The organism is Nocardia sp. NPDC047648, assembly GCF_040642815.1.
Taxonomy (GTDB): Bacteria; Actinomycetota; Actinomycetes; order Mycobacteriales; family Mycobacteriaceae; genus Nocardia; species Nocardia gamkensis.
On record NZ_JBEYSX010000006.1, the window covers coordinates 217,481 to 231,145 of the forward strand.

Genomic DNA, 13,665 nt, shown 5'->3' on the forward strand with positions numbered 1-13,665 from the left:
GGCGATTTCGGAGTGACGACGGCTGGGAGTCTTGGTGGGCGCGGCATTGGTCAAAGGTCAGAACGGGACATTGGATGTCGCGCGCGTGCTGGTGTCGGTGCGCACCGAGGCCGCGGTCGATGTGTCGGCGCTGCTGGTGACCGAAGCGGGGAGGGTGCGCTCGGACGCGGACTTCGTGTTCTTCAATCAGCCGAGCGCACCGGGCGTGTTGCTGGGGCAAGGAACGCCGGGCGCGCTGTCGGTTTCGCTGAGCGACCTGCCGGTGGATATCGCGCAAGTACGCGCGGTGCTCACTCTCGATGATCCGGCGCAGACCTTCGGCGGGTTCGCGCCTCCGGTCGCCACGGTCGCCGACGCGGCGGGAAACGTGCTCTACGAGTACCGCATCGAGGGCTTGGGCAGCGAGTCCGTGGTGATCGCGCTCGAACTGTATCGCCGCCAGGGCGGATGGAAGGTGCGAGCGGTCGGGCAAGGTTATGCGGGCGGATTCGCCGCGCTGGTCACCGATCACGGCGTGAGCGTGGACGACGCCCCGGCGGTAGCGGCCTCGTCCGCGATTCGAACCGAGCCGGTCCCGACGGCAGGGCACACCCCGGCGACAGACGTGTTCACCGTCCCCGGCGAGGCGCGGCTCTCCTTCGAGAAGCGGGCGAAGCTGGACCTGCGCAAGCGGGAGGTCGCGAAAGTCCTCGTCGACAAGAACGCTTTCGGCATCCGCGCGCGCGTCGTTCTGGTCGTCGACAAGACCGGCAGCATGAACCGGCAGTATCGCGACCAGGTGGTGCATCGCGTCGTGCAGCGGATGATCCCGGTGGCCACCCAGCTCGACGACGACGGCACCCTGGAGGCGTACCTCTACGCCCGCTCTTTCGCCAAGCTGCCCGACATCACGGTCGAGCGCGGTGAGGAGTGGGCGCGAACCTACTTGCACCTCACCGGCACCCACGGCGGCATCGACTACGACGCGCTCGGCGCCCGCAACGAGGAGCTGCCGATCATGCGCGACATCATCGACTCGTTGCGCCCCGGCGGTCGCCCCACCCTCGTGTTGTTCTTCACCGACGGGGGCTTCGCCAAGAAGCGCGAGATCGCCGCGCTCATGCGGGAGGCCTCGCTGCTGCCCGCGTTCTGGCAGTTCGTCGGCCTCGGGCGCGCCAACTACGGTCTGCTGCGCACCCTGGACGAATTGTCCGATCGGGCGGTCGACAACGCGGGGTTCTTCGCTCTCGACGACATCGATCAGGTCGACGACGCGCAGCTCTACGCCCGCTTGCTCGGCGAGTTCCCCGATTGGCTGCGCGCCGCGCGAAACGCGAACATCCTGCGCTGAACGCGCGGGGGCGTCATCGCCGCAGCGAGCCCGCAGCCGCCCTGCCCATGGAGCAGCGCCCGCTTGCCATAGCGAGAAGCTATGGCAGCGGCGATAGCTCCGCTGCGGCTCAGCCGATGACGGCGTTCATGATGGTGCCGGCGCTGGTGGCGATCACCCCGCCGATCATGGCTCCCGCCACCATCTTCGGCGACTCGAGCCCGCCGCCGGTCCACTTCTCCCAGGCGAAGCGCCCACCGGCGTAGATGATGCCGCAGATGCCCGACAGGAGGACGAACCACGTCAGGTAGCGGACCAGTTGGAGGAACTTGTCGGAGATCGGCGGCGCTTCTGGGGTGGGATTGCCGATCTGCGCCAAGGTGTCGAAAGCGGCGGCCATGATCATCGTCGTTCGCTCATTCTGGATTCGGGACAGGGGCAAGTGAATCGCTGAGAAGATCGTATCCGTTCGCTCGCCCCGATGCAGTCAGGTCGGTGCAGCGCAGGGAAGTTCGTGTTTCCCCTGCCCGCACCCGGGTAGCCGAACTCGTGTGCGGCCGCGGAGGATCCGCACCGTGCGCACACCGCGGCGGGCCGCATGCCCGTATCCTGGGCGTGGCCGAATTCATCGGTGGTCGAACAGTTTTCGCATAGCTGCTGGTCGACGCAGGGTTGCATTCGAGCGTAGAGGGAGTAGACGGTGAGCATCATTCTGGCGTCGGTCGGCGATTCGTTCACGACGTTGGCGCAGATCGGCAATCCGACCCCGGAGGCTCCGCCCCTGGCGGACAAGCTCTTACAGTTCGTGCGGTATCTGACCTGGTTCGCGCTCGCGTCCGGCATCGTCAGCATCATCTACGCGGGCGGCAGATTCGCCTGGGAGAAGTGGAGCGGCGGCGGATTGCAGTCGCCGAAGATGATCGCGGGGGCGATGCTCGGCGGGGTGGTCGCCACCAGCGCGGGCACCATCATGAACACCGTTCTGGAGTTCTGACCGCAGGCGGTCGCGGCGATCCTTGCGGCGCGCCTTCGTCGGTGACGACGAGCGTGCCGCGTGGGATCGCCGCCCGTGGCACTCGCCGGGGACTCCGCCGAACTCGGCTCCCCGTCCTACGATTGCCCCGCTGACCTGCGTTTTTCGCTGCGGAGGGCGGTTATACTCCGGTGCGGATCTCGCGGTGCCCGATAGGATCGGAGGCGGAGCAGGATCATGGACGACTGGACCGAGGGCGAGCTCACGGTGTCGCGGCGCACGGCGCTGGGCATCGCGGCGACATCGGTGGCCGCGTTCGGATTGGCGGCATGCGGCGAGGCCGAGCACCGGAATCCCGTCCCCCGGGACGCCGCCACGATCGCCAAGGACGCCTACGAATTCGGGTACCCGCTGGTGCTGATGGATGTCACCCGGATGGCGGCGCAGGCGTCCACGCCCGTCAATCGGTTCGAGCACGCGTCATCGCTGCCCACCCCGGCGCAGCGCGAGGTGGTGCGGCTGGACCGGGACACCTTGCGGTCGACCGCGTGGCTCGATCTGGCGAACGAGCCGATGGTCCTGAGCGTCCCCGCGATGGACCGGGGCCGGTTCTGGTTGGCGCAGGTACTGGACGCCTGGACGAACAACGTGCACAACCCCAGCGGTCGCCGTCCACAGGCGCGATCGGTATTGCCGCCGTACACCTACGTGGTGACGGGCCCGGGCTGGTCGGGTGACCTGCCCGCCGGGCTGACCCCGTTGCCGATGCCGACGCCGACGGTGTGGCTGATCGTCCGGATCCAGGTCGACGGCGAGAGCGATCTGCCCGCTGTGCGCTCTTTGCAGCAGCGCTTGCGGCTGGCTCCGTTGAGCGCGTGGGTGGCGGGCACCGAGCCGCCCGCCGTGCCACCCAGGGAGGGGATCGCGCAGCCACCCCCGGAGTGGGTCGACGAGATGGACCCGAAGGTGTTCTTCGATCGGATGTGCGCGTTGATGGCGGTCGATCCGCCCGCGCGTGCGGACGAGCCCGCCATGCGGCGCTTCGAGACGATCGGAATCCGCCCCGGCGGCGCGGTCGAAGGCCTCTCGGACGTGGAACTCGCCGCCGCGGTGGACACCGCCCAGCAGCAGATCCCGGTCTATCTGGGCGCGCGGACGGTCAATGAGAACGGCTGGCTCATCGACCCCGACGTCGGCCGGTTCGGCACCAACTATCTGCTCCGCGCCGCCATCGCGAGGGTGGCTCTGGGCGCCAGTCCGGCGGAGAACGCCTTCTATCCGACGCTGTTCGCCTCGACCGGCACCGGCGACGGCGGCACCGGCCGATTCCGGCTGCACTTCGCACCGGGTCAGCTACCGCCCGTCGACAACTTCTGGTCGCTGACTGCCTACGACGCCGACAGCTATCTGGTGCCCAACCCCGCGGAGATCTACGCGGTGGGCCATCCGGAGCCGGTGATGCTCAACCCCGACGGGTCCACCGACATCGCGTTGCAGTACGCCGATCCCGGCCCTTCTGTTCCCGCCGGGAACTGGCTGCCCATCCCCGAAGCCGGACAATTCTCGCTGACCCTGCGGATGTACGCGCCGAAGGAGGAGGCCATCCACGGCCGTTGGCGTCCGCCGCCGTTGCTGCCGGTGCTCTGACCCGCACTCCGCCCCGCCGCGCGTTCCCGGCCGCTCGCCGGTGCTCGGCGCGCGGACCGTTCAGGGCGCTGACCAGCTATTTTCCCGCCGGAGGTGGTTATACTCCGGAACGGACCGGCTCGGCGACCGATCGGATCGGAGACGGAACAGGATCATGGACGACCGGACCTACCGTGAATCCGCGCTGTCGCGGCGCACCGTGCTGGGGATGGCGGCGTCGGTGGCCGCGCTCGGCGTGGCGTCGTGCGGCGGATCGGACGAGGACGACTCGGCCCACCCGACGGTGACCAGCGAGGCCGGAGCGATCGCCAAGGACGCCTATGTGTTCGGCTTTCCGCTGGTGCTGATGGACGTTGCCCGGATGGCGGCGGAGGCGTCCACGCCCGTCAACCGGTTCGAGCACGAGACTTCGTTGCCGACCCACGCGCAACGGAACGTGGCGCGGCCGGACCCGGACACGCTTCACTCGACCGCGTGGCTCGACGTGACGAACGAGCCGATGGTGCTGAGCGTCCCCGCGATGGAAGGGGGCCGGTTCTGGCTGGCTCAGGTGCTGGACGCCTGGACGAACAACGTGCACAACCCGAGCAGTGTCCGTCCGCAGGCGCGGTCGGCGTCGGCGCCGTTCACCTACGCGGTGACCGGCCCAGGCTGGTCGGGTGCTCTGCCGGAAGGTCTCATGCCCTTGCCGATGCCCACGCCGACGGTGTGGCTGATCGTGCGTATCCAGGTCGACGGCGAGAAGGACCTCTCGGTGGTGCGCTCGGTGCAGGAGAGGTTGCGGCTGGTTCCGTTGAGTGCGTGGAGGGCGGGCGCCGAGCCGCCCGCGAGCGCGCCGCCCAGCGGGCAATCGGAGACGCGACGCCCGGTCGATCAGGTCATGGGGATGAACGCGCGCGATTTCTTCGATCGGATGTGCGCGGTGCTTGCGGTCGATCCGCCCGCTCCCGAGGACGAGCCCGCCATGCGCCGTTTCGCGGCGATCGGCATCCGGCCCGGCGGCGCGGTCGAGGGCATCTCCGACGGTGAACTGACCGCCGCGGCCGACACCGTGAAGCAGCAGCTCCCGGTGACCCTGGGGACGAACACGGTCAACGACAACGGCTGGGTTTCCGACCTCGGGGCGGGCCGGTACGGCACCGACTATCTGCTGCGAGCGGTCACCGCGTTCGGCGCGCTCGGCATCCCGCTGCCCGAGGACGCGCATTACCTCTTCACGGCGGTCCCCGCGGGCTCCGGTCCTTTCCGGCTGCACTTCGCCTCGGGCGAGCTGCCGCCGGTGGACGCGTTCTGGTCGCTGGCCGTCTACGATGCCGCCGATTACCTGGTGGCCAATCCGGCCGAGATCTACTCGATCGGTCACCATGTGCCCGTCGTGCTCAACCCGGACGGCTCCCTCGACCTCACGCTCCAGCACGATGATCCGGGTTCCGGCGTCCCCGGGGGCAACTGGCTGCCCATCCCGGAATCGGACCCGTTCTCGGTGACCCTGGCGTTGTTCGCCCCGAAAGCGGCCGTCTTGCAGCGGCGTTGGCAGCCACCGCCGCTGATCACGCTCTGACGATCCGGTCTGCGTGTCCGGCCCGGCGAGGCGGGCCGGGCCGGACGCCGAAAAAAGTAAACAGGTTTTACTAAACACTGTTCACGAAGCGTGGTTCTGTGGTTGCATCTCCTTGACCGTGTCCTCTGCATCGTTGTCAGGTCTGCGCCCAGACCGCCGTAGGAGTTAGCCGTGACCGTGACCACGCCCTCGATCCCCACGGGATTCGACTTCACCGACCCCGACGTGCTGGCCACCCGCCTGCCCATCGGAGAGTTCGCCGAACTGCGCCGCACCGCCCCCGTGTGGTGGTGCGCGCAGCCCGATCGGGCCAGCGGGTTCGACGACGGTGGCTACTGGGTCGTCTCCAAGCTCGCGCACATCAAGGAGATCTCGAAGAATCCCGAGGTGTTCTCCTCGCACGAGAACACCGCCATCATCCGGTTCAACGAGGAGACCACGCGCGAGCAGATCGACATGCTCGGCGACATGCTGCTGCTCAACCTCGATCCGCCCAAGCACACCAAGACCCGCCGCATCATCTCCAAGGGCTTCACCCCGCGCGCGGTGGAGAGCCTGCGCGCCGCGCTGACCGAACGCGCCGCGCGAATCGTGCACGAGGCGAAGAAGTCCGGCAGCGGCGACTTCGTCGAACAGGTCGCCTGCGAACTGCCGTTGCAGGCCATCGCCGAGCTGCTCGGCATCCCGCAGGAGGACCGGAAGAAGATCTTCGACTGGTCCAACCAGATGATCTCTTACGACGACCCGGAGTTCGACGGCGATCACCACGCCGCCACCGCCGAGGTGATGGGCTACGCCTGGAACATGGCCGAGCAGCGGCGCGCCTGCCCGGCCGAGGACATCGTCACCCAGCTGGTCAACGCCGACATCGACGGCGAGCACCTCGGCTCGGACGAGTTCGCGTTCTTCGTCATCCTGCTGTCGGTCGCGGGCAACGAGACCACGCGCAATTCGATCACCCACGGCATGAAAGCGTTCGTGGACCACCCCGAGCAGTGGGAGATCTACCGGCAGCAGCGCCCGCGCACCGCGCCCGACGAGATCGTCCGGTGGGCCACGCCGGTCACCGCGTTCCAGCGCACCGCGACCCAGGACACCGTGCTCGGCGGCCAGGAGATCAAGAAGGGCCAGCGGCTCGGATTGTTCTACAGCTCGGCCAATTTCGACGAGGAAGCCTTCGCCGATCCGTTCACCTTCGACGTGCTGCGCGATCCCAACCCGCACGTGGGTTTCGGTGGCACCGGCACGCACTACTGCGTCGGCGCGAACCTGGCCAGGCTGCAGATCGATCTGATGTTCAACGCCATCGCCGACGTGATGCCCAACCTGCGGCAGGTCGCCGAGCCGGTGCGGCTGCGGTCGGGCTGGCTGAACGGAATCAAGCGCTGGGAAGTCGAATACGCTTGAATCGATCGGTGCAACAGTCCAAACCACGGGGTCGCGCGCCGGTGGTGACCGACACCGACATCCGGCGGGTGGCCAGCGCGCTGCTGGTCGAACGCGGGCCCGATGCGGTCACCCTGCGCGCCATCGCGCGCGAACTCGGTGTCACCGCGCCCGCGCTGTACCGGTACTACAACTCGCTGGAAGACCTGTTGGAGCGACTGCGGCTGGACTTCTGCGCCGACCTGGCGGCGGAACTGACCGCCGAGATCGCCACGCTGCCCGACGACGGCGCCGTGCAGTTCTTCGCCATCTGCCGTGGCTTCCGGCGCTGGGCGCTGACGCACACCAGGGAGTTCACCCTGGTGTTCGCCTCGCCCGGCGCCGGGCAGGCCCGGGCGCTGCGCCGCTTCGACGAGCCCTTCGGCCGGGTCTTCCTGGCCACGGCGGGCAGGCTGCTGGCCACCTACGACATCGTCACGCCGTCCACCGACGTCATTCCACCGGAGCTGCGCGAGGACCTGGTGCACTTCCAGACCGAACTGCTGGCCGCGCTGTCGGAGTCGAGCCAGAAATTCCCCGCCGAGAAACTGGATCTCGGGGTGACGTATCTGATGATCCAGATCTGGGCGCGGCTCTACGGGCACGTCACACTCGAGGTCTTCGGGAACTACCCTATCCCGCTGGACAATCCGGAGATCCTGTTCGACGCGATGCTCGCCGATCTGGGCCGCACGGCGGGCTTGCTCACCGAGTGAGACCGGGCTAGATGCGGGCGCCCTTGGCCCGGTTGCACGCGCGGCACAGGATCTGGAGGTTCGCCGCGCTGGTCGCGCCACCGCGGCTGAGCGGAATGATGTGGTCGAACTCCAGGTAGTGCCCGTCGCCGCATTCGACGCACCGCCCGCCGTCGCGCTGCCACACCTGCGCCTTCACCTCCTGCGAGATGCTGCGGGTATCACGCTGGCCCGGAGTGAGGACGAGACGTTTGGCCACGCGCAGCGCGCCTTCCAGCGCGGCGGAGACGTAGTCCGGATCGTCGACGGCGAACGTCGCGCCGCCGCGCGCCGAGGTGGCGGCGACCACCACCGCGCCTTGCTCCGCGTGCACGGAAACCACCCTTGACCAAAGCATCTCGATACCGGTGTCGGCGCCGACGAAACGTAGCTTCTTGTTGCTGCCGATCAGCCTGCCCTCGGTGACCTTCGGGCCGCGCGCGAGCTGACGGACGTGCGTCGCGGGCAGGTCGAGGTGCACCGTCTCCTCGGGGTCGAGGTGCAGGCCGGGCGTGCGGACCACCGGCAGGTCGCCCGTGCGCAACCGATAGAGGGTGTTGCCGCGATGCATCCGTCTGCGCAGGTCGTCGATCAGCGGTCCGCCGAGGCCGAGTTCGGTGACCGCCTGCTCGAACAGTTCCAGCTCCGCGTCCCTGACCTCGCCGTCGGCGAAGGCGAAGGTGACCAGCCGCTCCACATAGCTGAGCGCCGCGTCGCGCAACGCCGCGCGTCCGGCTTCGGCGTCGATTCGCTGATAACGCAACGACGCCCACAGCGCCGCCCACTCGGGGCCACGCGGACCGTGGCCGGTGAGCACCCGCCAGGCCCGGGTGTGCCAATGGACGAGGTATTCCTCGATCTCTTCGGCGCACCTCTGGCACGGGGCGAACCCGCCGAAGAACTTGCGGCGCAGCGGACTTGCGCAGCGAGCGCAGTGGCGGTCGCCGCGCGGAGGGGGCAGATACCGGTCCTCGGTCCATCCTGCGCCGTCCCACCAGCGCATGCGCTGCGGGTTCTCCGGATCCGGATGCCAGTCCGCGCGTTCGGGATCCGGGGGCGGTGGGGGAGGTGCGCTTTCGGGGGTGTAGCGATTGAGATCGACCGGACGGGGAGTATGCGGGAGGGGAGCGGTGTCCGCGCGGCCGAGCACTTCGGTGCGTGGCCATGCGGGTGTGCCGGGGCGTGGTGCTTCGGGCCCTTCGGATCGCCCTGGCGGGTTCTCGGCCTGGTAGTCGTGCTCGCGGACGCGTTGCACCGGAGCATGTTCGGCGGCGGCGTTCGATGCGTCCGTTCGCTCGGCCGTAGCGAATTCGCCGTTCCTGCGCGACTGGCCGGAGGAGAACGACCCGTGCGGGACGTGCCGGGGCTGGGCGAAGTCGCGGCGATCGGCCCGTTCGGCCGAGTCGAGGCCGGAGTCGGCGGCGGCCTGAAGTCGTTCGCGAGGCGGTGCCACCGCGGCCGATCGGTGCACCCGGAACGGGTTGGTGGGATGGGTGGTGCGGGCGGGCGCCGACGGGTCGTCGACCTGCACGCCGAACTCGCCGACCAACCCGGCCAGCCCGCTGGACCAGCCCTGGCCGATCGCGCGGAACCGCCACTGCCCGTCGCGGCGGTAGAACTCGCCGAACATCAGCGCCGAGACCGCGTCCGCGTCGTCGACCTCGAACGCCGCGACCACCCCGTCGACCGAGTGCACGGCGACGGTCAGCTCCCGGATGTCGCCGAAGGTGCTGCCCTCCACCGATCCGGAGACGACGATGCGCTCGACGTCCGCTTCGGTGCGCGGCAGCGAGACGCTCAGCCGCGCGGTGCCCGGCGCGGGTTCCTGATCGAGCGTGACCGCCTGGGAGACGTGCCGCGGCGCGTTGTAGAACACCAGGTCCCGATCCGAGCGGACCGTGCCGTTCGCGTCCAGCAGCAAGGCGTGCGCGTCCACCGCGTGCTCCGATCGCCATGAAACAACCACGGCTAGAAGGGATGTCGGTACCGCTGCGTTCGCGCCCTTGCTGAGTTTCATTGTGCTCGAACTATGCCACGCCCCTCCGACACGCCGAACGCGCGAGGGGAGGTCCTTCGGCGGGGCGTGCGGCACAGTGTTCCCCATGACGAACCCGAAACGCCCGGGTCGTAAGCCGCCGACCCCGAGACTGCCCAGTGGGCGCGTGCCCGGCCCCGCCGACGTCCTCGCCGCCGCCCAGGCGGCGGTCGAAGCGGCGCAGACGGCCGCGGGCCAAGCGCTGGAAGCCGCCCAGCTCACCGCGACCTCGGCGTTCGACACGGCGGTGCGGCTGCCGCCCGCGTCCGCGCAGCTGGCCGCCCAACTGCCCGGCCTCATCGAGAACCTCTCGACCGCGATCGAGCGGCTCAACTCCACCATCGATCGGCTCGACCGCACGCTGGCCCTGGCCGATCCGGCCTTCGCGGCCTACGACCGGCTGCTGCCCCGGCTGGAAGCGATGATCTCGCTGGGTGAGGACGTGTTCGGGCGTCTGGCGAAACTGCCCGGCATCGCCTTGCTCGGCAAGCTGGCGGGCCTGAGCGCAGCCGAGGAACAACCCGCCGAGCAGCCCGCCCGGCGCAAGCCGACGAAGCGGCGCAAATAGTCGAGAAGGACGCTCGCGTTCAGTGGTGCGCGTGGTCGGCGGCCGCGCGCAACGTGGCGGCCGCCTTGAGCAGGACCTCGTGGTACTCGTCGGCCGGGTCGGAGTCGAGCACGATGGCGCCGCCCGCTCCGATCCGCCAGCGTCCGCCGTAGCGCACGGCGGTGCGGATCACGATGTTGAGGTCCGCGGTGCCACCGAGCCCGAGGAAACCGATCGTGCCCGAATAGACGCCGCGCGCTTTGGTTTCCAGCGCATCGATGATCTCCATGGTGCGCAGCTTCGGCGCGCCGGTCATCGAGCCGCCGGGAAAACAGGCGCGCAGGCAATCGACCACGCCGATCTCCGGGCGCAGCCTGCCGCGCACCGTCGAGACCAGTTGGTGCACGGTCGCGTACTGCTCGGTGGCCATCAGCTTCGGGACATACACGCTGCCGATCTCGCAGACCCGGCCCAGATCGTTGCGCAGCAGATCGACGATCATGAGATTCTCCGCCCTGGTCTTCGGGCTGTCGGCCAGCTCGCGGCGCAGGCGCTCGTCCTGCTCGGGTGTCGCGCCGCGCGGCGCGGTCCCCTTGATCGGCTTGCTCTCCACGATGCGGCGGCGGTCGACCTTCAAGAAGCGCTCCGGCGACGAGCAGGCGATGTCGAGGTCGTCGAAGCGCAGGTAGGCGGCGTACGGGGCGGGGTTGCACCGGCGCAGCGTGCGGTAGAAATCGAGGCCGTCGGCCGCGGTGGCGGGGATCGTGGCGCTGTCGGTCAAGTTGATCTCGTAGGACTCGCCGGCGTGCAACCGCTCCTGGCAGACCGCGATGTCGGCGAGATAGCGCTCCCGGCCGCGGGTGAGCAGTGGCTCGACGGCGTCATCGTCCGGCGGCACTTCGAGCGGCGGCGGATTCGTCCAGGTCGGGAGGGTGTTCAGGGTTTCGCGGGTGTCGCGCAGCCAGTCGGCGGCGGATCGGGCGGTCTCCACGTCGTCGCTCAGCGCCAGCAGGTGCGTGCGCCCGCCGACATGGTCGACCACCACCATCCGGTCGGCGAAGATCCACTGGGCGTCCGGGGTCGTGGCGCGGTGAACCGCGTTCCCGCCGCAGTCGGCTTTCACCTCGTAACCGAGATAACCGACGTAGCCGCCGACGAAATCGAAGGGCAGATCGGGCAATTCGAGCCGGCGCGTGCGCAACTCGGCGGCCAGGAAATCGAGGATGCCGCCCGGCGCGGTGCGCCGATGCCCGTCGGAGGACTCGACGGTCACCTCGCCGTCGCCCACGCGATAGCGCAGCACCTCGGCCAGTGGACCGCTCGCGTCGCCCAGGAAGGAGAACCGGTCGGCTCCGGGCTCCACATGCTCGCTGTCCAGCCAGAACGCCGTCGGGGAGTTGCCGTACAACTGCACGAACGCGCGCTCGGTATCGATCGGCCGTTCGAGCACGGCCCGCTGCAGCCGGTAGGTCCGCGGCACGGAACGCATCGGGCCGGTGCGCCCAGCGGATGACGCGCGATCGAGTTCGACGGCCGCGGCGGGGAACTGCTCGGCCGCGAGCGGCACGGGCGAGGCCGCGTCGGGGAGGGGGAATCGTGCCGGGACCGGCTCCGCCACGCGATCGCGCGCCGGGGCGATCGACGGGTTCCCCACCGTGGAGGCACGCCTGCTTCGATGCGCGGCGGTGAGCTTCGCGAAGTTGCGCAGCAGCGCCGCGCCGAACTCGCTCGCGATCGATTCCGGATGGAACTGCACGCCCCACTGCGGGCGCGCGCGATGCCGCACGCCCATCACGACGCCGTCACCGGACAGCGCGGTGACCTCCAGATCGTCCGGCAGCGGTCGCAGCGCGCACAGCGAGTGATAGCGCACCGCGGTGAAGCCCTGCGGAATCCCGGCGAACAGGTCGCGGTCGTCGTGCTGGATGCGGTCGAGATACCCGTGCCTGGCGGCGGGCGCCTCGGTGACCACGCCGCCCGCCGCGACCACGATGCCCTGGTGGCCCAGGCACACCCCGAGCAACGGCAGGTCGCTCTCGACGATCACCGCCGTGGAGATTCCCATGTCGCGTGCCACGCCGGGCCGACCGGGTCCGGGCGAGACCACGACGTTGTCGAAGCGGCCCAGATCGAGTTCGGCGACCGTGCGCGCCTCGTCGTTGCGCACGACCGCCGGCTCGACGCCGTTCACCTCGCTGATCAGCTGGTAGAGGTTGTAGGTGAACGAGTCGTAGTTGTCGATCAACAGCGTGTGCATGGTTCTGGAAACCCTACGCCGCACCGGTCGGAGCTAACTGTTGTCGTCTGCCTTCAGTTCGGGTCGGCGGGTGGTGCACAATGTGGGGCATGTCTGTTGCGCAACCGGTCGATGTGGATCCCGCCGTTGTCGACTTCGCCGTCGTCGGAAAGTGGATGGATGAGCAGGGTCTGCCCGGGGGTGAATTCGAGGATGTGATCGCGCTCGGTGGCGGAACGCAGAACATCATGCTCCGCTTCACGCGCGGCGGCCGCACGTACGTGCTGCGCCGTGGCCCGAAGCACCTGCGCGTCAAGAGCAACGACGTGATCCGGCGCGAGGCCAGGCTGCTCGGCGCGCTGGGCGGCACCGAGGTCCGCGCGCCGAGGGTGATCGCGGCCTGCGCCGACGAGTCGGTGCTCGGCGCGGTCTTCTACCTGATGGAGCCGATCCACGGTTTCAATCCGCAGAACGAACTGCCCGAGTTGCACGCGGGCGATCCGGAAGTTCGCAGGCAGATGGGCCTGTCGGCGGTCGAAGCCATCGCGCGGCTCGGTGCGCTGGACTACCAGGCGCTCGGCTTGGCCGACTACGGCAAGCCGGAGGGCTTTCTGGAGCGCCAGGTGCCGCGCTGGCTCGGTGAGCTGGAGTCGTATTCGGCCAACGAGGGCTACCCCGGTCCGGAGATCCCCGGCGTGGCGGCGGTGGGCGAGTGGCTGGACCGCAATCGCCCCGCGCGGTGGACGCCCGGCATCCTGCACGGTGACTGCCACCTGGCGAACATGATGTTCGAGTTCGACGGCCCGCAGGTGGCGGCGATGGTCGACTGGGAGATGTCCACCATCGGCGATCCGCTGCTGGACCTGGGTTGGCAGATCGCCACCCGCCCCGAACCCGGTACCACCGGCGCGGCGCTGGTCGGCAAGCTCGGCGCGGTGGGCGGTCTGCCGACGGCCGAGGAGATGATCGCGCACTACGGGCAGTTCTCCGATCGCGACCTGAGCGCGATGCCCTGGTACACCGTGCTTGCCTGCTTCAAGCTCGGCATCGTCCTGGAGGGCACGCACGCCCGCGCCTTCGCGGGCAAGGCCCCCAAGCAGGTCGGCGACTTCCTGCACGCGATCACGCTGGAACTCTTCGAGCGGGCGCGGCGGCTGATGGAGTGACTGCGGTTTCGACGCCGCCGCGACCGCCTACG

General features: G+C 69.2%; 11 protein-coding genes. 8 read left to right on the plus strand and 3 right to left on the minus strand.

The annotated features are described in order from the left end of the window. Nucleotides 1-34 precede the first annotated feature (34 nt). Complete coding sequence (locus ABZ803_RS15560; protein WP_357037735.1) at nt 35-1,330, plus strand: VWA domain-containing protein; 1,296 nt, start codon at nt 35-37, stop codon at nt 1,328-1,330. Between the two features lie 109 nt (nt 1,331-1,439). Here ABZ803_RS15560 and ABZ803_RS15565 read toward each other — a convergent pair whose 3' ends face one another. Then, nucleotides 1,440-1,715 carry a hypothetical protein gene (locus tag ABZ803_RS15565; protein WP_040865712.1) on the minus strand — a complete coding sequence of 92 codons (276 nt, stop codon included), beginning with the start codon at nt 1,713-1,715 and terminating at the stop codon, nt 1,440-1,442. 294 nt (nt 1,716-2,009) lie between these two features. Between ABZ803_RS15565 and ABZ803_RS15570 the strand changes: the two genes are divergently transcribed. The 5 genes from ABZ803_RS15570 to ABZ803_RS15590 all read left to right on the plus strand — a co-directional run bounded on the left by ABZ803_RS15570 (nt 2,010) and on the right by ABZ803_RS15590 (nt 7,631). Next, nucleotides 2,010-2,303: a hypothetical protein gene (locus ABZ803_RS15570; protein WP_040865713.1), complete on the plus strand. Its 294-nt coding sequence runs from the start codon at nt 2,010-2,012 to the stop codon at nt 2,301-2,303. A gap of 216 nt (nt 2,304-2,519) precedes the next feature. Then, a complete protein-coding gene (locus ABZ803_RS15575; RefSeq protein ID WP_357037739.1) occupies nt 2,520-3,929 on the plus strand; it encodes a DUF1254 domain-containing protein in 1,410 nt (469 codons plus the stop codon). Nucleotides 3,930-4,083: 154 nt separating this feature from the next. After that, a complete protein-coding gene (locus ABZ803_RS15580; protein WP_357037741.1) occupies nt 4,084-5,490 on the plus strand; it encodes a DUF1254 domain-containing protein in 1,407 nt (468 codons plus the stop codon). 177 nt (nt 5,491-5,667) lie between these two features. Next, complete coding sequence (locus ABZ803_RS15585; RefSeq protein ID WP_357038127.1) at nt 5,668-6,897, plus strand: cytochrome P450; 1,230 nt, start codon at nt 5,668-5,670, stop codon at nt 6,895-6,897. Nucleotides 6,898-6,905: 8 nt separating this feature from the next. Continuing rightward, nucleotides 6,906-7,631: a TetR/AcrR family transcriptional regulator gene (locus ABZ803_RS15590; RefSeq protein WP_357037744.1), complete on the plus strand. Its 726-nt coding sequence runs from the start codon at nt 6,906-6,908 to the stop codon at nt 7,629-7,631. A gap of 7 nt (nt 7,632-7,638) precedes the next feature. Here ABZ803_RS15590 and ABZ803_RS15595 read toward each other — a convergent pair whose 3' ends face one another. Continuing rightward, nucleotides 7,639-9,666 carry a TerD family protein gene (locus ABZ803_RS15595; protein WP_357037747.1) on the minus strand — a complete coding sequence of 676 codons (2,028 nt, stop codon included), beginning with the start codon at nt 9,664-9,666 and terminating at the stop codon, nt 7,639-7,641. 85 nt (nt 9,667-9,751) lie between these two features. Between ABZ803_RS15595 and ABZ803_RS15600 the strand changes: the two genes are divergently transcribed. Beyond that, entirely contained in the window at nt 9,752-10,252 is a 501-nt protein-coding gene (locus tag ABZ803_RS15600) for a hypothetical protein (protein ID WP_357037750.1), read from the plus strand. 19 nt (nt 10,253-10,271) lie between these two features. Here the strand turns inward: ABZ803_RS15600 and pabB are convergent, their stop codons facing one another. Beyond that, nucleotides 10,272-12,488, minus strand: coding sequence for an aminodeoxychorismate synthase component I (gene pabB / locus ABZ803_RS15605; protein WP_357037753.1), 2,217 nt, complete (start codon nt 12,486-12,488; stop codon nt 10,272-10,274). A gap of 80 nt (nt 12,489-12,568) precedes the next feature. Between pabB and ABZ803_RS15610 the strand changes: the two genes are divergently transcribed. Next, the gene (locus ABZ803_RS15610; protein WP_357037756.1) at nt 12,569-13,633 is read left to right on the plus strand and encodes a phosphotransferase family protein; all 1,065 of its coding nucleotides are present in this window, start codon (nt 12,569-12,571) and stop codon (nt 13,631-13,633) included. The last annotated feature ends 32 nt before the right edge of the window (nt 13,634-13,665 follow it).